Here is a 25185-nt window from a genome sequence, read left to right on the forward strand (position 1 = left end):
TAAAGTGACGCGATGGCTTAGTTTTGCTATAACGGTGACTGGCGAGCTTAAGGGGCACTCAATGTTCAAAGAAAAACTAATAATAATCATTACTTTAGTTATGCTGTTATGTGCATGCGATATGCAAGAGCAGCCAACTCAACTCGCCCAAATAAAAGAACACAATAAAATACGTGTGGGTACCCTTGCCAGTGCTAGTAATTATTATCAAGCTGTTCAAGGTGAGCAAGGCTTTGAATATGAGTTATCACAAGCCTTCGCTGAATATTTAGGTGTAGAGCTTGAAATAGTCCCTTTCTTTAACTTATCTGATATGTTTGAACGCCTTGAAAGCGGTGATTTAGACTTAATAGCGTCAGGACTTACCTATAATAAAACCCGTGCAGAGCAATACCGTTACGGACCAACTTACAGAACAATCAGCCAAAAGTTAGTTTATAAACAAGGGCGCGTTCGTCCTCGAGAATTTGACGATTTAGATGGCAACTTTACTGTTATAGCTAAAAGTAGCCACTCGCTTACTCTACAAAAAATGAAGAAGAACAATCCAGATCTCACTTGGATAGAAAGCGAAGAGTTTGATGAAGAAGAACTACTTCAAGCAGTTATTGATGGCGAGATAGATTACACACTCGCTGATACGCACACGCTATCGCTGTTTCGCCGTTATCACCCAAATTTAAGCATTGGTTTTTCAGTTAGCCATAACGACCCGATTGCATGGATACTTAATAAATCTAAAGACGACTCTTTATATGCGTTGCTGGTGCCATTTTTTGGTGACGTTAAGCAAAGTAACCAGCTCTATGTACTTGAAGAAAAATACTTTGGTCACGTACGCCAATTTAACTATGTAAATACCCTTGCTTATATCGAAGCAATTAAAGAAACCTTACCAACATACCAGCCATGGTTTGAACAATATGCAGGTAGCCTTGACTGGCGGTTATTAGCGGCACTAAGCTATCAAGAATCTATGTGGAATCCTCGCGCTAAATCACCAACAGGTGTGCGCGGCATCATGATGCTAACTCGCAGTACAGCCAAACAAGTAGGTGTTACTAACCGGTTAGAACCAGAGCAAAACATTCGTGGTGGCGCTAAATACTTAAGCAAGCTTATTAAACGTATTCCTGACCGTATCCCGCAACCCGACCGCACATGGCTTGCTTTGGCCGGATACAATGTAGGTTGGGGGCACGTTAACGACGCACGTATAATTACCGAACAGCAAGGCGCAAGTCCCGATAAGTGGGCTGATGTAAAAAAACGCCTACCGCTATTAATTAAAAAGCGCTATTACCGTAAAACTCGCTACGGTTATGCCCGAGGCGATGTAGCTGTTAAATATGTTGATAATATTCGTCGTTATTACGATGCACTTGTTTGGCTAGATGAAAATAATGCCATTGCTGCAGAGCCTGAGCCAGAACCAATTACAGAGCTGAGCACTGATACTGAGCTAAAGCTAAACGAAAAAAGTGAAGTGAAAAGTGAAGTAAAAAGTAAGGCAGATGAAGCTCAAACAGAAAAACAACAACCTATAATCGAGCCCGAGCAGTCGAGTGAAAACAATAGCTAAGATTAATATAAGTACCCGTTTATTGAGCATGTCAGTAAGCAAAATTTAAGTAAATCAAATATCTGTTTACTTGTCACCAAATGATCACTAATGTGTGTTAATTGTATATCATTATTTTATAAGATATACCCGTGCCTTTCTCACTCTTGCATTAGGAGAAAACATGCTAAAACGTAGACGCACACAAAGATTAAAACGCAATGTCATTTATTCAACGGCCACACGTCGTCGTGTTATGTTGCGAAAACTACACAAAAAAATCATCTGGCGTCGCCGAATGTTTGCTATGCAGCAAATGGCTGAATCAGAAATAGAGCCAATCGCTAGTTAACTCTAGTTAGGCTTATTTATTTGATCATCACGAGCAGCTTTCTTAGCTGCTTTAATTTGCGCTCTTCTACGTTTAAAAAAATTCGAAATAGTATCCCCGCACTGCTGTGCCAAAACACCACCGCACACCTCAACTTGATGATTTAACTTAGGCTCTTGTAATAAATTCATAATTGAACCTGCAGACCCTGTTTTAGCATCGACTGCTCCAAATACTAAACGCTTTATTCTGCTATGCACTAACAATCCCGCACACATAGAACAAGGCTCTAACGTTACGTATAAGGTGCAATCAATTAAGCGGTAATTGTTAAGGACTTTTCCAGCTTCTCGCACTGCAATCATTTCGGCATGGGCAGATGGGTCATTATCCGTTATTGAGCGGTTATACCCGACTGAAACTAGCTGGTTATCTTTGACTACAATTGCTCCAACCGGAATTTCATCAAGCAGCTCTGCTTGCTTTGCATACAAAAGCGCTTGTTCCATCCAGTAGGAATCATCAAATGGTTCGTTCATTATTTCTACTTAAATAACCTTTTATGCTGTAATTATACCTAGTTAGCACTCTAAAGTGCGCCATTCATTACTTTATTCCAAAAATAAAACAATATTTACCCGTTTGTAATGGCTCACTAGTGCTGATTTACGCTATAATCTCACGCTTTTTTTATTTAGCTCACAACACGGGTAGCAAATGAAATTTCCTGGACGCCGCAGGCATAAACATTATTTTCCAGTGGAAGCCAAAGATCCACTTACCAATCAACTTAACGCAACAGAGCGATTACAACGTAGTTATATTACGGGTATCGATCAGATCGTTGTTGATATAGAGGCAAAAGTTGATCAAGCTTTCCTTGACGAATTTCAACTACGTAGAGGGATGTCGCAAGTTATTGATAGCGATACAACAAACGCCTTATACGATCGTTTAAAATTAAACAATATGGTTGATTTTGAGTTTGCCGGTGGAACCATTGGTAACACTATGCACAACTACTCTGTACTTGCAGATGATCGCTCAGTTTTATTAGGCGTAATGAGCGAAAATATAAAAATAGGTAGCTACGCTTACCGTTTTTTATGTAATACCTCAAGCCGTGTAGACTTAAACTACCTTCAACCAGTTGATGGGCCTGTAGGTCGTTGTTTTACATTAATTGATGAAACCGGTGAGCGTACTTTTGCAATAAGTGCAGGCCTAATGAATCACTTACGTCCTGAATCTATCGATAAAGACCTTATTGAGAATTCATCAGCGTTAGTGATTAGTGCCTATCTTATGCGTACTCAAGGTAGCGAAACAATGACTGAAGCCACTATGCAAGCGGTAAAATACGCTAATGACGCAGGTGTGCCAGTTGTGCTTACACTCGGTACTAAGTTCTTAATTGAGCAAGACCCTACTTGGTGGGCAAACTTTGTTGAAAAGCATGTTGATATTCTTGCTATGAACGAAGAAGAAGGTTTAGCTATTACAGGTTTTGAAGATCCTCTTCTAGCTGCTGATAAAGCACTTGATTGGGTAGACTTAGTTATTTGTACCGCTGGCGAAAAAGGCTTATTTATGGCCGGCTACGTAGACGAAAGCTTAAAGCGTGAAACCGAATACCCGTTACTACCAGGCGCCATACCTGATTTTAACCGTTACGAATTCTCACGAGCTATGCGTAAAGATGAGTGTGATGAACCTATCAGAGCATATAGTCATACGGCCCCATTTATGGGGGGACCTGATTCAATCAAAAACACCAATGGTGCAGGTGATTGCGCACTTGCGGCTGTACTACATGATTTGTCAGCGAATGTTTATCATAAACTTAATGTGGCAAACTCAGCTAAGCATCAGCAACAAGCTATTACTTACTCGTCACTATCGCAAATTAGTAAATATGCTAACCGAGCGAGTTATGAAGTATTAGTTCAACACTCTCCGCGTTTATCTCGTGGCTTACCTGAACGTGAAGATTGTTTAGAGCAGGTTTACTGGGAACAATAAATTACAAAGGGAGCAATTATTGCTCCCTTTTGTTTACCTAAAAAATAGAAATATCGAGTTTTTTAGATAACAGCTCGAGCGCTGCAATTCCTGCAACCGAATTACCAAACGAATTAAGCCCCGGTGAATAAACAGCCACTGTAAACTTATTTGGTAGTACAGCTAAAATAGTTCCTGATACTCCCGACTTACCAGGCATACCCACTCTGTAACCAAAATCCCCCGCAGCATCATATAAACCACTCGTGAATAAAAGCGAATTAAGCTGTTTATTCTGACGACTACTTAAAACGCGTTTACCAGAGCTATAATCAACACCTTTATTAGCTAAAAAATTATAAGCTTTTGCTAATTCAATACAGTTGAGCTCAATAGAGCAAAAGTTAAAGTAAGCCCACAAAACATCATCTACTTCGTTTTCAAAATTACCAAACGATTTCATCAAATGCGCCATCGCAGCATTTCGGTGCCTGAACTCATACTCTGAATTAGCGACTTTTTTATCAATTACTACGCCTCTATTACCAGCTAATAACCTGAAGGTTTCGAGCATAGAATGCATTGGCGCAGATAAGCGGCTGTATAATGCATCACACGTTACAATTGCGCCTGCATTGATGAATGGGTTACGAGGAATCCCCTTTTCAAATTCAAGCTGTGTAAGCGAGTTAAAGGCTGTACCTGAGGGTTCCTTTCCGACTCTATGCCAAAGTTCATCACCATAACGCTGTAGTGCCATAGTAAGTGTCATAACTTTAGAAACTGATTGAATAGTGAAGCGTTGAGAACAATCCCCTGCGCACACAGTTTCACCATCAGTTGTATAAATAGCGATAGAAAATTGTTCCGGATCAACCTCGGCAAGCGCCGGTATATAATCAGCTACTTTCCCTTGTGATAATAAAGGACGTACTTCATGTGCTATTTCATCAAGCACCTTTTGGTAATCAGCTGTAGGCAATCTAGACCTCTATATCGTCATTCATAAGAATTGGATTTTAACACGCGCTATTAGGTGCACCTAGTTTTGTTGTCGAATTTAACGGTGAGATTTTACTAAATTTAAATAGAAAAAAACGTCACATTACTGTATCTGGTTTCTCTTAATTAAATCCTGGTAATGTCATGATGCCCACTGCGGTGGAGAGTCACAGTGCAAATGCTACGAACTCATTGTCGAGCGGAGATTTTTATGATTTTAGTGTCGGGAGTCGCTACGCTCGCCCGACCTACGTGATAGGTGTTGATGTGAGTGTGTGTTAATTGCGTGTTTTTCACTTTTCTGCAGACATAAAAAGCCCGAATCTTAAATTCGAGCGCTCTACAATGTGAAGTCGGTGCGCTACGCAGTAGGATGTCGTAGTGCCCACAGAGGTAGAGAGTCACATAGCAAATACTACACTATTATTAATCGTATCGTCTCTTAGTATGCAGAGTTTTACTAATTTCAAAAAGCAAAAAACCCGTTACATTACTGTAACGGGTTTCTCTTAATTAAATCCTGGCAATGTCGTAGTGCCCACAGCAGTAGAGAGTCACATAGCAAATGCTACACTATTATTAATCGTGTCGTCTCTTAGCGTGCAGAGTTTTACTAATTTCAAAAAGCAAAAAACCCGTTACATTGCTGTAACGGGTTTCTCTTAATTAAATCCTGGTAATGTCGTATTGCCCACAGCGATAGAGAGTCACATAGCAAATGCTACACTATTATTAACCGTGTCATCTCTAAGTGCGCAATGTTTTACTAATTTAAAATAGCAAAAAACCCGTCACATTGCTGTAACGGGTTTCTCTTAATTAAATCCTGGTAATGTCCTACTTTCACATAGCAAATGCTACACTATCATCGGCGCTGTTTCGTTTCACTACTGAGTTCGGCATGGAATCAGGTGGGTCCAAAACGCTATTGTCACCAAGAAAATTCTTTTCAATTTTCTTGTTTTTAATTATTAAGATTAAAGTCCTTCGACTGAATTTGAAGCCTGGTAATGTCCTACTTTCACATAGCAAATGCTACACTATCATCGGCGCTGTTTCGTTTCACTACTGAGTTCGGCATGGAGTCAGGTGGGTCCAAAACGCTATTGTCACCAAGCAAATTAGGTGCAAAGAATCAATGACAAGCACGTAGTGCTACCATTTTCTTTGCGCAAGGTGCCTCAACTTTAACGCTACGCGCTAAGAGTCACCTCTTGAATTTGGAAAATATCTGATAATATTTTTTAAGTCTTTCTTAAGTAATATCTACTTTAGTCATATTAACTTCTTCGCTTGTTTCACTATCACATAAAACGCGTTTGGCGTTGTATGGTTAAGCCTCACGGGTAATTAGTACAAGTTAGCTTAATGGCTCACACCACTTCCACATCTTGCCTATCAACGTTGTAGTCTTCAACGGCCCTTCAGAGACTTTAAAAGTCTAGTGAGAACTCATCTCGAGGCCTGCTTCGCGCTTAGATGCTTTCAGCGCTTATCAGTTCCGAACGTAGCTACCGGGCAATGCCATTGGCATGACAACCCGAACACCAGCGGTTCGTTCACTCCGGTCCTCTCGTACTAGGAGCAACCCCTCTCAATTCTCAAACGCCCACGGCAGATAGGGACCGAACTGTCTCACGACGTTCTAAACCCAGCTCGCGTACCACTTTAAATGGCGAACAGCCATACCCTTGGGACCGACTTCAGCCCCAGGATGTGATGAGCCGACATCGAGGTGCCAAACACCGCCGTCGATATGAACTCTTGGGCGGTATCAGCCTGTTATCCCCGGAGTACCTTTTATCCGTTGAGCGATGGCCCTTCCATTCAGAACCACCGGATCACTATGACCTACTTTCGTACCTGCTCGACGTGTCTGTCTCGCAGTTAAGCTGGCTTCTACCATTACACTAACCGTACGATGTCCGACCGTACTTAGCCAACCTTCGTGCTCCTCCGTTACTCTTTAGGAGGAGACCGCCCCAGTCAAACTACCCACCAGGCACTGTCCGTAACCCCGATTCAGGGGCCAACGTTAGAACATCAAAACTACAAGGGTGGTATTTCAAGGTTGACTCCACAACAACTAGCGTCGCTGCTTCAAAGTCTCCCACCTATCCTACACATGTAGGTTCAATGTTCAGTGCCAAGCTGTAGTAAAGGTTCACGGGGTCTTTCCGTCTAGCCGCGGGTACACAGCATCTTCACTGCGATTTCAATTTCACTGAGTCTCGGGTGGAGACAGCGTGGCCATGGTTACACCATTCGTGCAGGTCGGAACTTACCCGACAAGGAATTTCGCTACCTTAGGACCGTTATAGTTACGGCCGCCGTTTACCGGGGCTTCGATCAAGAGCTTCTCCCTAAGGATAACCCCATCAATTAACCTTCCGGCACCGGGCAGGTGTCACACCGTATACGTCATCTTGCGATTTTGCACAGTGCTGTGTTTTTAATAAACAGTCCCAGCCACCTGGTCACTGCGGCTCCCGTCCGCTTAGAGAGCAAGTCTCATCACAGATAGGAGCGTACCTTCTCCCGAAGTTACGGTACGATTTTGCCTAGTTCCTTCACCCGAGTTCTCTCAAGCGCCTTAGTATTCTCTACCTGACCACCTGTGTCGGTTTGGGGTACGATTCCATATAATCTGAAGCTTAGAGGCTTTTCCTGGAAGTATGGCATCAGCAACTTCATCACCGTAGTGACTCGTCTCGTGTCTCAGGTTTAATGTTTGTCCGGATTTACCTAAACAAACGCCCTACTCACTTTCACATAGACTACCAACGCTATGCTTGCTTAGCCTGCTCCGTCCCCCCATCGCAATTATATCGAGTACAGAAATATTAATCTGTTTCCCATCGACTACGCCTTTCGGCCTCGCCTTAGGGGTCGACTTACCCTACCCTGATTAACATGGGATAGGAACCCTTGGTCTTCCGGCGTGGGAGTTTTTCACTCCCATTATCGTTACTCATGTCAGCATTCGCACTTCTGATACCTCCAGCATACCTCCCGGTACACCTTCAACGGCTTACAGAACGCTCCCCTACCACTCAGAATAAATTCTGAATCCGCAGCTTCGGTGCATAGTTTAGCCCCGTTACATCTTCCGCGCAGACCGACTCGACCAGTGAGCTATTACGCTTTCTTTAAAGGATGGCTGCTTCTAAGCCAACCTCCTGGCTGTCTGGGCCTTTCCACATCGTTTCCCACTTAACTATGACTTTGGGACCTTAGCTGGCGGTCTGGGTTGTTTCCCTCTTCACGACGGACGTTAGCACCCGCCGTGTGTCTCCCGGATATTACTTTACGGTATTCGGAGTTTGCAAAGGGTTGGTAAGTCGGGATGACCCCCTAGCCTTAACAGTGCTCTACCCCCGTAAGTATTCGTCCGAGGCTCTACCTAAATAGATTTCGGGGAGAACCAGCTATCTCCCGGTTTGATTAGCCTTTCACTCCTAGCCACAGGTCATCCCCTAACTTTTCAACGTTAGTGGGTTCGGTCCTCCAGTTGATGTTACTCAACCTTCAACCTGCCCATGGCTAGATCACCGGGTTTCGGGTCTATACCTTGCAACTATTCGCCCAGTTAAGACTCGGTTTCCCTACGGCTACCCTATTCGGTTAACCTCGCTACAAAATATAAGTCGCTGACCCATTATACAAAAGGTACGCAGTCACCCAACAAGTGGGCTCCTACTGCTTGTACGTACACGGTTTCAGGTTCTATTTCACTCCCCTCACAGGGGTTCTTTTCGCCTTTCCCTCACGGTACTGGTTCACTATCGGTCAGTTGGGAGTATTTAGCCTTAGATGATGGTCCACCTATATTCAGTCAAAGTTTCACGTGCTCCGACCTACTCGATTTCACTTAAAATGTCTTTTCATGTACGGGACTATCACCCTGTATCGTGGCGCTTTCCAGCAGCCTTCCATTAACACATAATAAGCTTAAGGGCTGTTCCGATTTCGCTCGCCGCTACTTTCGGAATCTCGGTTGATTTCTTTTCCTACGGGTACTTAGATGTTTCAGTTCTCCGCGTTCGCCTCGTTAACCTATGTATTCAGTTAACGATACCTGCAAGCAGGTGGGTTTCCCCATTCGGAAATCTTAGTCTCAAGCGCTTTTTACTAGCTTGACTAAGCTTATCGCAAGTTAATACGTCCTTCATCGCCTCCAACTGCCAAGGCATCCACCGTGTACGCTTAGTCACTTAACCATACAACCCAAACGGGTCTTTGTTTTGTGACAGTTTAACTTCGCCAGAAGTCAATATTGAATACTAAAGTAGATACCAATCAATCAACTCATAAGAGTTAACTAAATGGCACTGAATGGTACTGCTACCATTCTTTTTTTACTTTTGAAAACTCTTGATAAATAACAATGTTATTCATCAGAATTTTATTATCAGCTTTTCCAAATTTTTAAAGAGCATATTAATTAGTTATCCCGAAGGACACGCACTAATTAACAATCATCTGTGTGGACACTACGAACAAATAAGTTCTAAATCGTATAAGGAGGTGATCCAGCCCCAGGTTCCCCTAGGGCTACCTTGTTACGACTTCACCCCAGTCATGAATCACTCCGTGGTAAACGTCCTCCCGAGGGTTAGACTATCTACTTCTGGAGCAACCCACTCCCATGGTGTGACGGGCGGTGTGTACAAGGCCCGGGAACGTATTCACCGCGTCATTCTGATACGCGATTACTAGCGATTCCGACTTCATGGAGTCGAGTTGCAGACTCCAATCCGGACTACGACGCACTTTAAGTGATTCGCTTACTCTCGCGAGTTCGCAGCACTCTGTATGCGCCATTGTAGCACGTGTGTAGCCCTACACGTAAGGGCCATGATGACTTGACGTCGTCCCCACCTTCCTCCGGTTTATCACCGGCAGTCTCCTTAGAGTTCTCAGCATTACCTGCTAGCAACTAAGGATAGGGGTTGCGCTCGTTGCGGGACTTAACCCAACATCTCACAACACGAGCTGACGACAGCCATGCAGCACCTGTATCAGAGTTCCCGAAGGCACCAAACCATCTCTGGTAAGTTCTCTGTATGTCAAGTGTAGGTAAGGTTCTTCGCGTTGCATCGAATTAAACCACATGCTCCACCGCTTGTGCGGGCCCCCGTCAATTCATTTGAGTTTTAACCTTGCGGCCGTACTCCCCAGGCGGTCTACTTAATGCGTTAGCTTTGAAAAACAGAACCGAGGCTCCGAGCTTCTAGTAGACATCGTTTACGGCGTGGACTACCGGGGTATCTAATCCCGTTTGCTCCCCACGCTTTCGTACATGAGCGTCAGTGTTGACCCAGGTGGCTGCCTTCGCCATCGGTATTCCTTCAGATCTCTACGCATTTCACCGCTACACCTGAAATTCTACCACCCTCTATCACACTCTAGTTTGCCAGTTCGAAATGCAGTTCCCAGGTTGAGCCCGGGGCTTTCACATCTCGCTTAACAAACCGCCTGCGTACGCTTTACGCCCAGTAATTCCGATTAACGCTCGCACCCTCCGTATTACCGCGGCTGCTGGCACGGAGTTAGCCGGTGCTTCTTCTGTCAGTAACGTCACAGCTAACGGGTATTAACCGTTAACCTTTCCTCCTGACTGAAAGTGCTTTACAACCCGAAGGCCTTCTTCACACACGCGGCATGGCTGCATCAGGCTTGCGCCCATTGTGCAATATTCCCCACTGCTGCCTCCCGTAGGAGTCTGGGCCGTGTCTCAGTCCCAGTGTGGCTGATCATCCTCTCAAACCAGCTAGGGATCGTCGCCTTGGTGAGCCATTACCTCACCAACTAGCTAATCCCACTTGGGCCAATCTAAAGGCGAGAGCCGAAGCCCCCTTTGGTCCGTAGACATTATGCGGTATTAGCAGTCGTTTCCAACTGTTGTCCCCCACCTCAAGGCATGTTCCCAAGCATTACTCACCCGTCCGCCGCTCGTCAGCAAAGTAGCAAGCTACTTTCTGTTACCGCTCGACTTGCATGTGTTAGGCCTGCCGCCAGCGTTCAATCTGAGCCATGATCAAACTCTTCAATTAAAAAGTTTTATGTCTTTCGACAGCTCAATGAATTCTGAATTTATTTTAATATCTTTCGATATTGAATTGACTGTGCCGAATAATTACCGAAATAACTATTCTGTTGGTCACTCAGTTTTCAATTGAGACTCTAATTTGTTTGCCTCGCTACCTAAGTAGGTTGGCTGTTAGAACTCAATCTGTACGAGTGCCCACACAGATGATTGCTTTATATTTTTAAAGAACGTTTTGAGTCGCTTTAGCGTCTCAAGGGATGCGAATAATACACCCTTTATTTTTCGAGTCAACACTTAGTTTTAAACTTTCTTTTTAGAAGATTTAAAACCGAAGTTTTATTTAACTCTCTGAGTAGTTCGTGCCTCGCTATGCGTTGGCGTTTCCCGTCTCAGTGGGGTCGCATTATAGGGAGCGGCGGATTTTACGCAAGCGTTATTTGCATAAAATAGTAATTAAAATTAAGCCCCAAGCAAGCACACATGATAAGCACAAGTTACCCACAAAAAACTGTTGATAACTCTTGTTTTTACATAGCTAAACCATTCTATAGCTTTTAATTAAAACCTTAAAAATGCAAAAAGCACCTTATTTAGGTGCTTCTCAAAAGTAATAGTTATTAGAATCTAGGGTCTGTTTATCTTTCAAGGTTAAATTTGCAGCAGCCTGTTTGGTATTCAGGCAAGGCAGAGCCTATGTAGTGTGGTTACTCCCCATAAATAGGCGATAACGTAGCATTAATGCCAAACAGGCGCTGCCCAAAGGGTTCTTCCTAGGGGCTATTTACTCTTTGTTACTCGGTTTTTACTTATTCTTACATGGATGTAAGCCAGTAGGGTAACGCAGGAGCAGTTACCGAGCCCACTAGGTTACAAATCTCGCGCCGCGATTAACCCCCCCTAGTTTGAACAAATTTTAATCCGCAAAGAGCAACAGACCCTAGTATAAAATACTATATAACTTGCGACGATACTTTGCTGCGAGCGCATCACCATCGGGTAAAGAGGCAATAATGGCTAAAAAGCTTGGTTTCGCTTCATTGAAATTCAGATCTTTTTGCAGCACTGTAAATAGTATATCCAATGCTTCTTCTTTTCTGCCTGCTTCATTGAGTAAAATACTGAGCTCTTCTTTTAATTCTAGGTCATTTGGGTACTTTTCTACTTGTTGTTGCTTTTCTTTAATCTCTGGTGAGTCTTTTGCTTCAAGCGCAGCTTCGCATTTTGCTTTTATATTATTAAAGTAAGCATCTTGCTCTTGTACGTCTATTGTATTTATAAGCGCTTGGGCTTCATCTACCTTGTGAATTTGAATACATATGTCTGCAAGCACTAATTTGATGCGTGCATTACCGCTGTCTATTTCATAAGCTTGCTTTGCATAATTAAATGCAGCATTTAAATCTGACTTTAATAACGCTTGTTTTGCTTGCTCTAACAGTAAGTCTTGTTGCGCAGGTAAATGCTTTGCTAGGGCTTCGCGTATTTGTGCCTCACTTTGAACACCTGCAAGTAAATCTACTGGTGCAGAGTCTTTTAATAATACAAGCGTAGGCAGAGTTTGAAGACCAACTTGCTGCGCAAGTTGAGAAGCGAGTGCTTGCTCTGCATCGCAATCTAGGTTTGCTACTACTATATAGCTTGCATATTCAGCCGCTATTTTATCTAAAATTGCAGCCTGTCCGATGCAGTCAGGACTTTGAGGAGAGAAAAAGTTAAGCAACACCAATTTTTGCTGTGATGTTTCACCGAGTACTTGTTGAAGGTTTTGCGCATTAATACTAACTATGTTGCTCATTGAATTGATTGCCATATTCATCTATTTAGGTTTTTATATGGTGGTGAACATAATAATTACAAGTCATATACCTAAATCATCCGGTATACATATTCAACAATGAGGGAAAACATGAAATTAACTTATCTAAGTGCAATACTTTTATTAGCAAGCCCATTAGTACAAGCAAATGGACTCGATTTGAATTTAAGCAAAACCATGCCAGCTATAGAAAAGTTTTACCTTGATTTACACCAATCGCCAGAGCTTTCTTATCACGAACAAGAAACGGGTAATAAAATAGTGGATAAATTAACTCAGCTGGGTTTTAAAGTAACAAGTAATGTAGGTGGCTTTGGTGTTGTCGGCATTTACAAAAACGGAAACGGTCCAACCGTGATGATCCGTACTGACACCGATGGCTTACCTATTATAGAGCAGACAGGAAAGTCCTATGCCTCAAAAGTTAAAGTAATAGACGAGCATGGTGCGAAAGTAGGTGTAATGCACGGTTGTGGCCACGATATTCACATGAGCTCTTTTATTGGTACTGCTGAGCAATTAATAGTACACAAAGATCAATGGAAAGGCACTTTGATGATGGTTGCACAGCCTGCCGAAGAAGTTGGTGGGGGTGCTAAAGCCATGTTAGGCGAAGGACTATTTAGTAAATATGAAAAACCTGATCATATAATTGCTTTGCATGTAAGTGCTAGCGTCCCCGCTGGTAAGGTATCAATGAAAAATGAATACACTATGGCAAGTGTAGATTCTGTCGATATTACAATAAAAGGTAAAGGTGGTCATGGTGCTTATCCGCATACAACTATAGACCCTGTGATTATAGCTGCACGCACAGTACTTGCTCTGCAAACAATCACAAGCCGAGAACTTTCACCGCTAGAGCCTTCGGTTATTACGGTTGGGTCTATTCATGGTGGCTCAAAACATAATGTGATTTCGGATGAAGTAAAACTACAACTCACTCTCAGAAGCTATAACCCAAATGTTAGAAGTGCTCAAATAGCAGCAATAAAACGAATCACGGCAGGTATTGCACAAAGTGCTGGCCTAAATGAATCAAACTACCCTGTAGTATATGTACATGAAGATGAATCTATTCCATCTACTTATAATAACCCTGCACAAACAGACATTGTTAGAAACTCTATTGCCAGCGCAATTGGTGATACTAATGTGCTTGAAACACAAGCTGTAATGGCGGGTGAAGACTTTGGCCTATTCGGACGCACCGATGAAAATATCCCGATTACCTTATTTTGGCTAGGAGGTGTAAACCAAGCACAATATGCAGATTCGATAAAAACAGGTGAAGTACTCCCTTCCCTACACTCTAGTAAATTTGCACCAGATTATAAAGTTGCTATCCCTACCGGAATAAAAGCAATGAGTAACGCTGCTGTTGCTTTATTTAATAAGTAACCTGAATTCTGGATAATAAATCTATCTCAAGCAGAGTTCAGGTTAAGTAATATCGTTTAATAAAATGGCTCTGTAGCTAACTAGCAACAGAGCTTTTTTTATAACTCGACTTTTTAAGGGTCGCTTTTCCACCTCGTTTAGCAAAGCGTTTTTTAGGTGAGCTTTTTGGTAACCTTGCAAATGCATTGCTATCGCAGTTTGCTGCTAATTGTACAAACCCATTTAGGTCAGCAAGTAAAGGCTGTAAAAATTGCTGATAACTCATTACTTGCTGCGCGATATCACCTAAGCTCGATTCCCACTTTGCGGTTAAATCAGGACTCGCTAAACCTTGTGGTAATACGCTAATAAGGGCAAGTCCCGTTTCGGTCGCTCTAATTGACTTACCTTCACGTTTTAAAAAACGCCGCTTAAATAACAACTCGATTATTCCCGCACGTGTTGCCTCCGTACCTAAACCATCAGTGTCTTTTAATACTTTTTTAATTTGTGGATCTTTAACATAACGACTAATGCCGGTCATCGCAGCCAATAATGTAGCATCGGTAAAATAAGCAGGAGGTGATGTATGCTTTTCGACCACTTCGCCTTGCTCACAAAAAAGAGGCATACCTTTAGTTAAAGGAGGTAACGTAGCTTCATCTTTTAATTCAGACTTACCCATTAATACCTTAAAGCCCAGGCTTACATCTTGTTTTGCATTTGCTTTAAATAATCCGCCAGCGATTGTTATCTCTGCTTTAGTTTCGTTATATATATAGTCGGGATAAAACTGAATTAGGTAATGGCGGCTTATTAATTGATATACCTTCGCTTCGTCACCGTTCAAACTCGCTGACTTTAACTGCTTAGCCGTAGGCACAATGGCATGATGGGCAGCCACTTTTGAATCGTTAAAACATTTACTACGCTTTTTTACATCAGCCCCGTTTACTAATTCACTGCTTTGCCCACCATTAGCACTTATAGCTTTAAAAATAGCTGATGCATCTTGATGGTGATCTTTAGGTAAATAACGATTATCCGAGCGTGGGTAAGTAATTAATTTATGACGTTCGTAAAGTATTTGGCAAATATCCAACACTTTTTGAGCTGGCATACCAAATGCTTTAGCCGCATCGATTTGTAGTGCAGATAAATTATAAGGTAATGGAGCACTTTGTTTTTTTTGTTTTTGGTCAAGTGAAGTAAGCTCAGCACTTTGCTTTGTAATGCGTGAAGCAACATTTTGTGCGAGTGCTTTGTTAAGTATTCGCCCTTCTTCATCTTGATGTGGCTCACATGCTTTACTAGGAACCCACTTAGCTATGAATGGCTGGTTATCTGGAGTAAGTAAATGCGCCAGTACATCGTAAAAAGGCTTAGATACAAAGTGTGCTATTTCGTTATCTCTATTAACAACAAGACCTAAAATAGGGGTTTGTACTCGCCCTACCGAAAGCACATTACCAAACCCTGCTTTTTGCCCAGCTAGTGTGTATGCACGTGTTAAATTCATACCAAATAGCCAATCAGCACGAGAGCGCGCTAAAGCAGATACACTTAGCGGAATAAAATCTCGATTAGAACGCATAGTACCCAGTGATTTTTTTACCGCCGATAAGTTTAAATCACTAATGAGTAAACGTTGCGTACTCTGCTTTTTAGCCTGACTTATTTTAGCTTCTTCAATTACTTGATCGACTAGTAGCTGGCCTTCACGGTCTGGATCGCCAGCGTGAATAAGTTGCGAGGCTTGTTTAATTAATTTTTTTAAAACAGTGAGCTGTTTGCGAGTTTTGGTTTTGGCTTTTAACTTCCACTGTTCAGGTATTATAGGTAAGTGTTCAAACTGCCACTTTTTAAAGCGCTCATCGTAATCATCGGGTTCTGCTTGTTCTAGCAAATGTCCAATACACCACGATACACAATCGCCATTAGCGACTTCTATATAACCATCATATTTTTTATGTGGTTTTGGTAACGCATCAGCAATAGCGCGTCCAAGTGAAGGTTTTTCTGCAATGTAGAGTTTCATAGCCTGCTCATCACTGTTTATATAAACAGTAGTCTAGCACAGCTATTTTAAAGGAGGGAACTTTTTGTAACTATTGGCTAGCTGGGCTTTTTTTGTCTTTTGTTAAAATATAAATAAGCGGAAGATAACAAACAACAACGGTGCCTATATTAATAAATGGCAATAAGGTTTTATAAATGTATGTACTATAAGAAAGATCCCATAAATGGCGGTCGACTAATCTAAATAGCTGTAAAATTGGTGCCATAATAACAACCAATTGACCTAATACGCATTGCCATAAATAAACCTTATCTTTTAAACCCAGATATGCGATGAGTGCCATCCAAGCAATATCATTAAGGGCCCAAACAAGGTATCGATAAACATAAATCCCATTATCAAACTCTTTCAAGTAAGGATGAATAATGGTTCCATATAAAAAAAAAGCGGCTGTAATTAAAGCGAAACGCAGGGCCAAATAATCTTTTCTAAAATAAAAGATGAAAATAGCAGGGCTTAAAATAAACACCCAACTAGTATCTAATATCAATATAGTCTTTAAAAACCATTCAGGCATTAGAGTTAATCAAGTTTTTTTTTCATCATCGTCATTACCACCGCCATTTCCTGGCATATGACTAAACTTATCGACCTTTTTCATAAACTATTCCGTTACATTTGTTAAAGAAAGCATACTTTATGATAAATAAGTGTGTTTGCCAATAAAAGTTATCTTACATCTATAGGAGCTGACTCTTTTGCTTTACCTTGTAATATAGATATTTCTACTCGGCGATTCCTGCGGCGATCTTCATCGGTGTCATTCGGTACAAGTGGTCGTGTTTCAGCTCGACCAACCACCATCATTCGGGTTTTATCAAATCCTTGGACTTTTTGCAGTTCACTTGCGACGGCTACAGCACGCTTTGATGATAGGTCCCAATTATTAATATATAACTCATTCGATACCTGAAAATCATCTGTATGGCCAGATACTGTTATTTCACCGGGTACATCTTTTAACAGCACACCGATATCTTGAATTATAGGTTTAAACTTAGGTTGTAAAAATGCACTACCTGAAGGAAATGAACCATTCTCTCTAATGCGAATAATTATTTGCTGCCCTAAAGACTCAAGCTCAATTGCGCCATCGATTATTTGCTTTTCAAGCTGCTGCGCTATCTTTTTAACAAGCTCGTTAGTTTGCTCCTGATCGGCTGCTGAAGTTGCTTGCTCAGAAGATTCTTCTTGTGAGGTACTACGAGATTCGCCACCGCGTTTATCCCCGCGCTGTTCTTGCCTGCCGCCTGCTGAGCTTTCATCGCCAGCCTGAAACTCTAACATTTGTTGAGTCATTTCGACTGTTTGCTGCTGAATGGTTTCTATTGGGGTTGGCTCTGGTTTGCCTGGGGTAAACTCCATGGCAATAACAGAGGTACCTTTGGGGATGTCTTTTACTTCAATTTTATTCTGCACACCAAAAGCAAACTTCATAGAGCCCGCAATTTGTTTAAACTTAAGTACATCCATTTCTGAAAACGCGAGCAAGAGTACAAAAAAGCACATTAACAGTGACATTAAATCGGCAAACGTTCCCATCCATGCAGGTAAACCTGGTGGTGGGCATTTGCACTCTTGATCAGACATAGTTACTCCTCGGTATCTACTTTGCGTTTAGATTCAGCTAAGTAATTTTTCAAAATACCTTCGATTACTTTTGGATTTTGACCATCTTGTATACCTAAAATAGCATCCAAAATTAAACGCTGATTCATCGCTTCCTCGTCTTTACGCAGTTCAAGTTTTACCTGAATAGGAATTGCCACAACATTGGCTAAAAACGCGCCATATAAAGTTGTTAATAGTGCTACTGCCATTGCCGGACCAATTGCCTTTGGGTCATCCATGTTAGACAACATTGCAACCAAACCAATTAGAGTACCAATCATACCCATTGCAGGCCCTATATCAGCTAACGACTTAAATAAACCCGCGCCCAATTCATGGCGAGTCGTGGTTAGAGAAATATCTTTTTGAAGTGTAGCGCGAACTACATCTGCGTCGTGGCCATCAACGAGCATATCGACGCCTTTGCGCATAAAGGGGTTTGGAATTTCAGCTTCTTCGAGTGCTAAAAAACCGCCTTTACGAGCTGAATCCGCAAGTTCTACTGCTTTTTCGATAAGTATTTCTGGCGTTTCGATTTTAAACATAAACGCTTTGGCAACAACTTTACCTATCCCCAAAAATTGCGACATAGTGAAGTTTGATAAAACAATAAAGAGTGAACCACCAAATACAATAACCACAGACGGGGTATTGTAAAACATAGCCATTTCACCGCTACTACTCATAAACATAGACATGACAATTAAGCCAATTGCGCCTAGGATCCCGATTATGGTTGCTAAATCCACATTTCCTCCAGAAGTTTCATGCTTAATGGCCTTATCATAAACTTTTATTATTAACTGCTTATCGGCAACATATTGAATTGCTTAAGCCATTTTTATAAATAAACATAAAAAGCAGCCTTTAGCACTATCTTAGATCAAGTTATAAGGGCTACCTAATTATCAATTGATTTATTAAACCAACAGACCGCTATTAAGGCTTTATTAATGCACTTGAAATATAATTTAACGTTATAAAGGTAAAAAACCAATATCATCCTTTGACCTAGTTTAGCATTCCCCCTAAAATTGACCCCTAAATTTATTATGTAAGCTGAAATAAAGATGGCGACTAAAAAACCTGAAAACTTAAGTTTCGAACAAGCACTAGAAGAATTATCTACAATCGTTAGTGACATGGAACAAGGTGACTTATCGCTTGAGCAATCGTTAAAGCAATTTGAACGTGGAATTGCATTAGCAAGTGCTTCATCAAGGAAATTACAGCAAGCAGAACAAAAAGTATCAATTTTGATGGGGAATGGCGAAAAGTCAGTACTTACAAACTTTGATAATGATATGGAATAGCTGTGAGCATAAAAAATCATATTGAACGTGCTCAAAAAGATGTAGTAGCGACCTTACAACAGCATTTTAACCAGCCTCTCGATACAGAAGAAACGGTAAAGAACGCCACCCAGTATGGATTATTTAATGGCGGTAAAAGATTACGTCCATTTTTAGTTTATGCCACAGGTAAAATGCTCGGCGCAAACCATCAAGACTTAAACGTACTTGCTGCTGCAATTGAGTGCATTCATAGCTATTCGTTAGTTCATGATGACTTGCCGGCAATGGATGACGACGATTTACGCCGTGGACGCCCTACTTGTCATATAGAGTTTGGCGAGGCAAATGCAATTTTAGCCGGTGATGCTCTTCAAACTCTTGCTTTTGAGTTTATTGCGAATCACAAATTTGCATGCTCATCGCAAACACAAGTAAAAATGATTGCTACACTTGCCCACGCATCAGGCCTTGAGGGTATGGTTGGCGGACAAGGCCTTGACATAGCAGCAACAGATAAAGTAATTACCGTACAAGAGCTTGAGCGAATACATAAGTTAAAAACCGGAGCTTTAATTAATTGTGCAATTACACTTGGTGCACTGTGCAGTGAAAAGGCTGATCAACAAACCTTAGAAAATTTAAGTGTTTTTGGGTATGCTATAGGGCTAGCATTTCAAGTACACGACGACATTTTAGATGTTGAAGGCGATACAGTTATTTTAGGAAAGCCACAAGGCTCCGATATTGCCGCGAATAAAGCGACATATCCGGCGTTATTAGGTATGCTAGGCGCTAAAGAAAAGGCGCAGAATTTAATACAACAAGCCCATGAAGCGTTAGCAAATATAGATGCTGACACAACACTTCTTGCGTCGCTAGCAAATTATCTAATTGAGCGTGACCACTAATTTTTGCTCATACGTATTGCAATTAGCACTGACATTATTACTCAACATTAATTATTCGTAAAAGCTTTGAATTAATTAATGTTAGCGAAGGATATATATAAAACCATGACACTTGATAGTAGCAAGTATCCATTACTTAATTTGGTTGACGAGCCAGCCCAATTGCGTGACTTAGCGCAAGACAAACTCCCTGCATTTAGCAATGAGCTGCGCGATTATTTACTCAACTCAGTATCGCAAAGTAGCGGTCATCTAGCGTCTGGTTTAGGGACGGTTGAACTAACCGTTGCCCTGCATTATGTTTATAACACTCCAGACGATCGCCTAGTTTGGGATGTGGGTCATCAAGCTTATCCGCATAAAATTCTTACTGGTCGTCGCGAGCAAATGCACACCATTCGCCAAAAAGACGGTTTACACCCTTTTCCTTTTCGCGATGAAAGCCAATACGATACGTTTAGCGTAGGCCATTCAAGCACCTCTATTTCAGCTGCCTTAGGTATGTCTATTGCTGCACAAAAAGAAGGTAAAGGTCGAAAGTCTGTAGCCATTATTGGTGACGGAGCTATAACCGCAGGCATGGCATTTGAAGCGATGAATCATTTAGGTGATGTAAAATCAGACATGCTTATTATTTTAAATGATAACGAAATGTCGATTTCTGAAAATGTTGGCGCATTAACAAATCACTTTGCTCGAATTTTATCAGGTAGCTTTTATACTAACATTCGTGAAGGTAGTAAAAAGTTACTCTCAGGTGTGCCTCCGGTAAAGCAACTTGCCAGTAAAATGGAAGAGCACATTAAAGGCATGATGATCCCGGGTACCTTCTTTGAAGAATTAGGCCTAAATTACATTGGTCCCATTGATGGTCACGATGTAAACATGCTTGTAGATACATTACGTAATATGCGTAATTTAAAAGGCCCACAGCTTTTACATATAAAAACCCAAAAAGGTAAGGGCTACAAACCGGCTGAAGCCGATCCTATTGGCTATCATGGTGTACCAAAATTCGATCCGAGCACAACTAGCCTACCTAAATCTAAACCTAGTGCTGCTACTTTTTCAAAAGTATTCGGCGATTGGTTATGTGATATGGCCGAACAAGACAGTAAGTTAATGGCTATCACGCCTGCAATGCGCGAAGGTTCAGGCATGGTACGTTTTTCTAAAGAGCATCCAGATCAGTACTTTGATGTAGCTATTGCTGAGCAGCATGCCGTTACTTTAGCCGCTGGCTTTGCCTGTGAAGGTTTAAAACCTGTTGTTGCTATTTACTCAAGCTTTTTACAACGTGCGTATGACCAATTAATACATGATGTTGCACTGCAAAACTTACCTGTATTATTTGCCATTGACCGCGCTGGTATTGTTGGAGCCGATGGTGAAACTCACCAAGGTGCGTACGATTTAAGCTTTATGCGCTGCATTCCAAATATGGTAATTATGGCACCAAGCGATACCAACGAATGCCGCCAAATGCTATACACCGGTTATAAAGCAAACTGCCCTGTTGCAGTTCGTTATCCTCGAGGTAGTGCAGGTACTGCAGACATTGAAAGCACTATGCAACTGCTTGAAATAGGTAAGGCAGATACAATTAAGAAAGGCAGTAAAATTGCCATTTTATCGTTCGGTACATTACTTGAAAATGCACAGCTTGCTGCAGATGAATTAGATGCAACGCTTGTTAATATGCGTTTTATTAAACCACTTGATACCGCACTTTTAAATGAGCTTGCAACTAGCCACGATGTAATTGTTACGCTTGAAGATAATGCGATTGCTGGCGGTGCCGGCTCTGCAGTTAACGAATTCTTAGCAACGCAAAAAACTGATATTAATATCCTTAACTTAGGTATTCCTGATGAGTTTATTAAACACGGCACTCAAGATGAAATGCACGATGAAATGGGGTTAGGCGAGCAAGGAATATTAACCGCTATTAAAGCGTTTATTAATTAACTTCCTATACATCTAAAGTTGAGCATATTAAAAAAGGAGCCTAGGCTCCTTTTTTAATATCAAATATTGATGATCAGCGCATCCACACTTTAATATCAGCTAGGCCATTGCTTTGTAAAATACCTAATTGTTGATCAACGTTAGAATTTTGTTCAAACTCAAATGCATCAAGCTGATCATCAAACGTAATATTTGCAACACCATCACCACCGCGCTTTTTAACTTGGTGTAGTGAAATATCTGCTAGGTTAATAGATGTCTCCCAGCTAATTACCTGCCCACCCAAAAGTGGTAATGGATAAAATGACCAACCAATTGATGCCGTGATATTAGTTGTTTTTCCATTTGGTAATTGGAATGAATTAGCCGCTATTACTTTACAAAGATCTGAAGCATAGCTGTCTATTTTATTGCATTTAAAATCACGTAATAATAGTAAAAACTCATCACCACTCCAACGTGCCACATAGTCAGAACCCTGCGTACGCGAATTTAATAATGCAGCCATTTGCTGTAAGCAGCTATCACCTGCAATTGGGCCATAGGCATCATTGATACGGCTGAAGTTATCAAAGTTAATAATTACCAGCACCAGTGACTTGCCTTGTGCCTGCAGCGATTGTGAATTACGTTGAAAGTGTTCAATATCTTTAGGGAGTTGATCAAACAAAAAGCGGCGGCTACGCAGCCCCGTTAGCTCATCTGAGTGACTAACTAATTTAAGCTGTGAATTCACTTGGCCTAATTTATCATTAGCTTGACGAAGCTCTAAGGTACGCTCGGTGATCAAGCCCTCTAATGCTTCTTGTTTTCTACGCTCTTGCGCTCTAAACACCCAAAAAATGAGATAAAAAAGCAAAATAAAGCCACTGGTAATTAAAAGCCTAAAGTAAATAGTTTCGTCAAAGCGCTCAGGCACTACAAAGCCGTATTCTACTTCTTGCGCTTTAGTCCAGTCTTCACCTTGGCGCTTCGCTTCTAATTGAAACAAAAACGAGCCTGGAGGCAAGTTAGTATAAATAGCTTCACGTCGCGTATTAGCATAGCGCCAGTCACTATCTAAGCCACTTAGTTTATATCTAAATTCAATACTGTTTGGTGCATAGTAATCAATAGCTGTGTAAGTTAGCGTTATATCACGCTCATCTGTTTCTAATGATGGTTTTTTACCAAGCGCAGCGGTAGTTAAATGACGAAGTGGCGTTGTTATTGTTTCTATTGTTGGCTTTAATGCAAGCACACCAAATAGCTCTACGTTTTTAGGTATTTCAACAACACCTTGTAAGCTTGGGTACCAAATAGAATTGCCGGTGTCTGCTACCGCATCATGCCCAAGTCCACTACAACATTGATTCGCTTTACCATCGAGTTGACGGTCAAAAGATGAAATGACTTCTTCAACTTTTAAGCTTTTTATTTCTGTTTTAAATTGCTCTACAGGCATTCTGTAAACACCTTTCATGGTGCTTACCCAAACATGCTTTAACTTTTCATCATATTCTAGGCTAAATATAGAACCATACGGTAAACCATTAGCTGCATCGAGTTGACGCCACTGCCCTTGCGTACTTCTATAAAAAAGCCCATCGTTAAGAGAGCCGATCAAAATACCCACGCCATCTATATGTAACACGCTAGTTACGTATGCACCTTCAAGTGTTGTTTGGTCACCAATTTTTTCAATGCCGCGATCTGTAAAGTAATATGCGCCTTTACTAGTACCAATCACACCAAAGTTTGTTTTATCCAATACGTAGGTAATAAACTTACTACCTAAAAAAGCGTTATATGCAAAAGGCGTTAAACCAGCATAATTTAATCGATATAAACCGCGTCCGGTACCAATCCAAAAACCGCCTTTACTAGAGCGACTTATTGCAAATACCGGGTTATCGCGAAGCGCTCGACCAGGGACGGTGTAAAGTGTCTTGTTTTCAAAAACAAATAAGCCGCGCCCCGTGGCTATATATAATCGTTCACCATCGAATTGTAGATCGTGTACTGACGCGTATCCATATTTACTACTTGGAACTAAATTAATAAAACTTTTATCTAAATCGAAATAACCAATGCCGCTTTTGTTAGCAACCCACAGTTTACCATCGGGTGCTTGGCTGATAGCCATAACAGACTCGGTCATATCTGAAACAGCTGAATGCCTTTCTACTCGCCCTTCATGGGCAAGCCATAAGCCTTCACTAAAACTTGCTAACCAAACGTTATTTTTATCATCTCTAAAAATATCAGCAAACCATATGCTTTGATCAAGTTGGCTTGGTTCTACCCATTGCCACTCACCGGTTTTATCTCTAAATAATAAACGTCCATAAGTCGAAACCCATAAGCCACCATCGGTATCACTCATAAACTTATAAACGGCTGAGTTATTTGCATTAGGTAAAGGAAAAGGTCTTAGCTCGTCATCTAAATCTAAAAAGTATGCACCTAGCTCAGAAGCTATATACAAATTACCATTTAAAAATGATAAATCGTGCACTATGGTTTGCGCTAAGCGCTCTGGTAACGATATTTTTGCGGTAAGCTCTAAACGTAGTTTAGAAAAATCTGATGAGTTTTTAGTAAGGCGTAATAAATGACGATCATTAACTAGCCAAATACCTTCAGGAGAGAGTGCCATTTGGCTAACAGAGCCAACAATTTGGGTAATTACGGTAGCATTAACAATAGGTAGGGGACCATTTACTTGAGTGCGTAAATCAACTTGCCCTCTATCTACATAGTATAAACCATTAGCCGCAATCCATATGCTGCCTTTAGAGTCCTCAAGGATATCTCTTACTGGACCTTTAATATTAAACTCTTGTGCTGCAAATGTGGCAGGATTAATAACTACTAAGCCACTTTTAGTACCTACCCATAATAAGCCACTAGAATCGACTAAAAGTTTATTAATACCATTACTAGGCAAGAACGGGCTATTTTGCGTGTTGTAGTTTGTAAATGTTGTGCCATCAAAACGGCTTAAGCCAAACTGAGTACCAAGCCACATATAGCCTTGCTGGTCTTGTACTACGCTTTTAAGTGATTGCGAAGGTAGACCATCTTTTATATTCCATTGCTTAACTACGTAATCACTAATTGAAGCCCAACTTGGTGTCGCGCACAACATCAGTACACAAACCAGTAAAAATCGCATCATATTGCTGCCACCTAGTTAAA

The 25185-nt window shown here is 41.3% G+C and carries 15 protein-coding genes and 4 rRNA genes; 7 read left to right on the plus strand and 12 right to left on the minus strand.

The features are described from left to right. Positions 1 to 61: 61 nt before the first annotated feature. Together mltF and PARC_RS21640 are read left to right on the plus strand one after the other, a co-directional pair. Positions 62 to 1582, plus strand: a complete 1521-nt coding sequence (gene mltF / locus PARC_RS13845; protein ID WP_010554385.1) for a membrane-bound lytic murein transglycosylase MltF — start codon at positions 62 to 64, stop codon at positions 1580 to 1582. A gap of 163 nt (positions 1583 to 1745) precedes the next feature. Continuing rightward, complete coding sequence (locus tag PARC_RS21640) at positions 1746 to 1913, plus strand: hypothetical protein (RefSeq protein WP_007584688.1); 168 nt, start codon at positions 1746 to 1748, stop codon at positions 1911 to 1913. Between the two features lie 2 nt (positions 1914 to 1915). On the opposite strand, the gene tadA is transcribed toward PARC_RS21640, so the two are convergent. After that, the gene (tadA, locus tag PARC_RS13850; RefSeq protein ID WP_010554384.1) at positions 1916 to 2431 is read right to left on the minus strand and encodes a tRNA adenosine(34) deaminase TadA; all 516 of its coding nucleotides are present in this window, start codon (positions 2429 to 2431) and stop codon (positions 1916 to 1918) included. 178 nt (positions 2432 to 2609) lie between these two features. On the opposite strand from tadA, the gene PARC_RS13855 reads away from it, so the two are divergent. Then, entirely contained in the window at positions 2610 to 3914 is a 1305-nt protein-coding gene (locus PARC_RS13855; protein WP_010554383.1) for an inosine/guanosine kinase, read from the plus strand. Between the two features lie 37 nt (positions 3915 to 3951). Here PARC_RS13855 and glsB read toward each other — a convergent pair whose 3' ends face one another. The 6 genes from glsB to PARC_RS13885 form a co-directional block, all read right to left on the minus strand. Next, positions 3952 to 4875 carry a glutaminase B gene (gene glsB, locus PARC_RS13860; RefSeq protein ID WP_010554382.1) on the minus strand — a complete coding sequence of 308 codons (924 nt, stop codon included), beginning with the start codon at positions 4873 to 4875 and terminating at the stop codon, positions 3952 to 3954. 844 nt (positions 4876 to 5719) lie between these two features. Beyond that, positions 5720 to 5834: ribosomal RNA gene (rrf, locus tag PARC_RS13865) — 5S ribosomal RNA — on the minus strand. Positions 5835 to 5897: 63 nt separating this feature from the next. Next, a 5S ribosomal RNA gene (rrf, locus tag PARC_RS13870) occupies positions 5898 to 6012 on the minus strand. Positions 6013 to 6224: 212 nt separating this feature from the next. Then, positions 6225 to 9115: ribosomal RNA gene (locus PARC_RS13875) — 23S ribosomal RNA — on the minus strand. A gap of 300 nt (positions 9116 to 9415) precedes the next feature. Further along, positions 9416 to 10951, minus strand: a 16S ribosomal RNA gene (locus tag PARC_RS13880). Together the 16S, 23S and 5S rRNA genes form the textbook arrangement of a ribosomal RNA operon. Before the next feature lie 933 nt (positions 10952 to 11884). Beyond that, positions 11885 to 12742: a tetratricopeptide repeat protein gene (locus PARC_RS13885; RefSeq protein ID WP_010554572.1), complete on the minus strand. Its 858-nt coding sequence runs from the start codon at positions 12740 to 12742 to the stop codon at positions 11885 to 11887. A gap of 111 nt (positions 12743 to 12853) precedes the next feature. Between PARC_RS13885 and PARC_RS13890 the strand changes: the two genes are divergently transcribed. Next, on the plus strand, positions 12854 to 14164 hold the full coding sequence (locus tag PARC_RS13890) for a M20 metallopeptidase family protein (protein ID WP_010554573.1): 1311 nt from the start codon (positions 12854 to 12856) through the stop codon (positions 14162 to 14164). 76 nt (positions 14165 to 14240) lie between these two features. Here the strand turns inward: PARC_RS13890 and PARC_RS13895 are convergent, their stop codons facing one another. The 4 genes from PARC_RS13895 to pomA form a co-directional block, all read right to left on the minus strand. Further along, positions 14241 to 16181: a DNA topoisomerase III gene (locus PARC_RS13895; RefSeq protein WP_010554574.1), complete on the minus strand. Its 1941-nt coding sequence runs from the start codon at positions 16179 to 16181 to the stop codon at positions 14241 to 14243. A gap of 70 nt (positions 16182 to 16251) precedes the next feature. Beyond that, positions 16252 to 16740: a hypothetical protein gene (locus tag PARC_RS13900; protein ID WP_010554575.1), complete on the minus strand. Its 489-nt coding sequence runs from the start codon at positions 16738 to 16740 to the stop codon at positions 16252 to 16254. 152 nt (positions 16741 to 16892) lie between these two features. Continuing rightward, on the minus strand, positions 16893 to 17813 hold the full coding sequence (locus PARC_RS13905; protein ID WP_007587113.1) for a flagellar motor protein MotB: 921 nt from the start codon (positions 17811 to 17813) through the stop codon (positions 16893 to 16895). A 2-nt stretch (positions 17814 to 17815) separates the two neighbouring features. Further along, entirely contained in the window at positions 17816 to 18583 is a 768-nt protein-coding gene (gene pomA / locus PARC_RS13910) for a flagellar motor protein PomA (RefSeq protein WP_007587114.1), read from the minus strand. Positions 18584 to 18904: 321 nt separating this feature from the next. On the opposite strand from pomA, the gene PARC_RS13915 reads away from it, so the two are divergent. From PARC_RS13915 to dxs, 3 genes are all read left to right on the plus strand, one after another. After that, complete coding sequence (locus PARC_RS13915; RefSeq protein ID WP_010554576.1) at positions 18905 to 19147, plus strand: exodeoxyribonuclease VII small subunit; 243 nt, start codon at positions 18905 to 18907, stop codon at positions 19145 to 19147. A gap of 2 nt (positions 19148 to 19149) precedes the next feature. Beyond that, positions 19150 to 20037: a (2E,6E)-farnesyl diphosphate synthase gene (gene ispA / locus PARC_RS13920; protein ID WP_010554577.1), complete on the plus strand. Its 888-nt coding sequence runs from the start codon at positions 19150 to 19152 to the stop codon at positions 20035 to 20037. Between the two features lie 105 nt (positions 20038 to 20142). Then, positions 20143 to 22005 carry a 1-deoxy-D-xylulose-5-phosphate synthase gene (gene dxs, locus PARC_RS13925; protein ID WP_010554578.1) on the plus strand — a complete coding sequence of 621 codons (1863 nt, stop codon included), beginning with the start codon at positions 20143 to 20145 and terminating at the stop codon, positions 22003 to 22005. A 73-nt stretch (positions 22006 to 22078) separates the two neighbouring features. Here dxs and PARC_RS13930 read toward each other — a convergent pair whose 3' ends face one another. After that, positions 22079 to 25165, minus strand: a complete 3087-nt coding sequence (locus PARC_RS13930) for a ligand-binding sensor domain-containing diguanylate cyclase (RefSeq protein ID WP_010554579.1) — start codon at positions 25163 to 25165, stop codon at positions 22079 to 22081. Positions 25166 to 25185: the final 20 nt, after the last annotated feature.

The sequence above is a fragment of the Pseudoalteromonas arctica A 37-1-2 genome, from assembly GCF_000238395.3.
Lineage (GTDB): Bacteria > Pseudomonadota > Gammaproteobacteria > Enterobacterales > Alteromonadaceae > Pseudoalteromonas > Pseudoalteromonas arctica.

Excerpts from the sequence above, each read along its gene's own strand:
- mltF (WP_010554385.1), top strand. The coding sequence starts at position 62 with ATGTTCAAAGAAAAACTAATAATAATCATTACTTTAGTTATGCTGTTA.
- PARC_RS21640 (WP_007584688.1), top strand. The coding sequence starts at position 1,746 with ATGCTAAAACGTAGACGCACACAAAGATTAAAACGCAATGTCATTTAT.
- tadA (WP_010554384.1), bottom strand. The coding sequence starts at position 2,431 with ATGAACGAACCATTTGATGATTCCTACTGGATGGAACAAGCGCTTTTG.
- PARC_RS13855 (WP_010554383.1), top strand. The coding sequence starts at position 2,610 with ATGAAATTTCCTGGACGCCGCAGGCATAAACATTATTTTCCAGTGGAA.
- PARC_RS13885 (WP_010554572.1), bottom strand. The coding sequence starts at position 12,742 with ATGAGCAACATAGTTAGTATTAATGCGCAAAACCTTCAACAAGTACTC.
- PARC_RS13890 (WP_010554573.1), top strand. The coding sequence starts at position 12,854 with ATGAAATTAACTTATCTAAGTGCAATACTTTTATTAGCAAGCCCATTA.
- PARC_RS13895 (WP_010554574.1), bottom strand. The coding sequence starts at position 16,181 with ATGAAACTCTACATTGCAGAAAAACCTTCACTTGGACGCGCTATTGCT.
- PARC_RS13900 (WP_010554575.1), bottom strand. The coding sequence starts at position 16,740 with ATGCCTGAATGGTTTTTAAAGACTATATTGATATTAGATACTAGTTGG.
- PARC_RS13905 (WP_007587113.1), bottom strand. The coding sequence starts at position 17,813 with ATGTCTGATCAAGAGTGCAAATGCCCACCACCAGGTTTACCTGCATGG.
- PARC_RS13915 (WP_010554576.1), top strand. The coding sequence starts at position 18,905 with ATGGCGACTAAAAAACCTGAAAACTTAAGTTTCGAACAAGCACTAGAA.
- dxs (WP_010554578.1), top strand. The coding sequence starts at position 20,143 with ATGACACTTGATAGTAGCAAGTATCCATTACTTAATTTGGTTGACGAG.
- PARC_RS13930 (WP_010554579.1), bottom strand. The coding sequence starts at position 25,165 with ATGATGCGATTTTTACTGGTTTGTGTACTGATGTTGTGCGCGACACCA.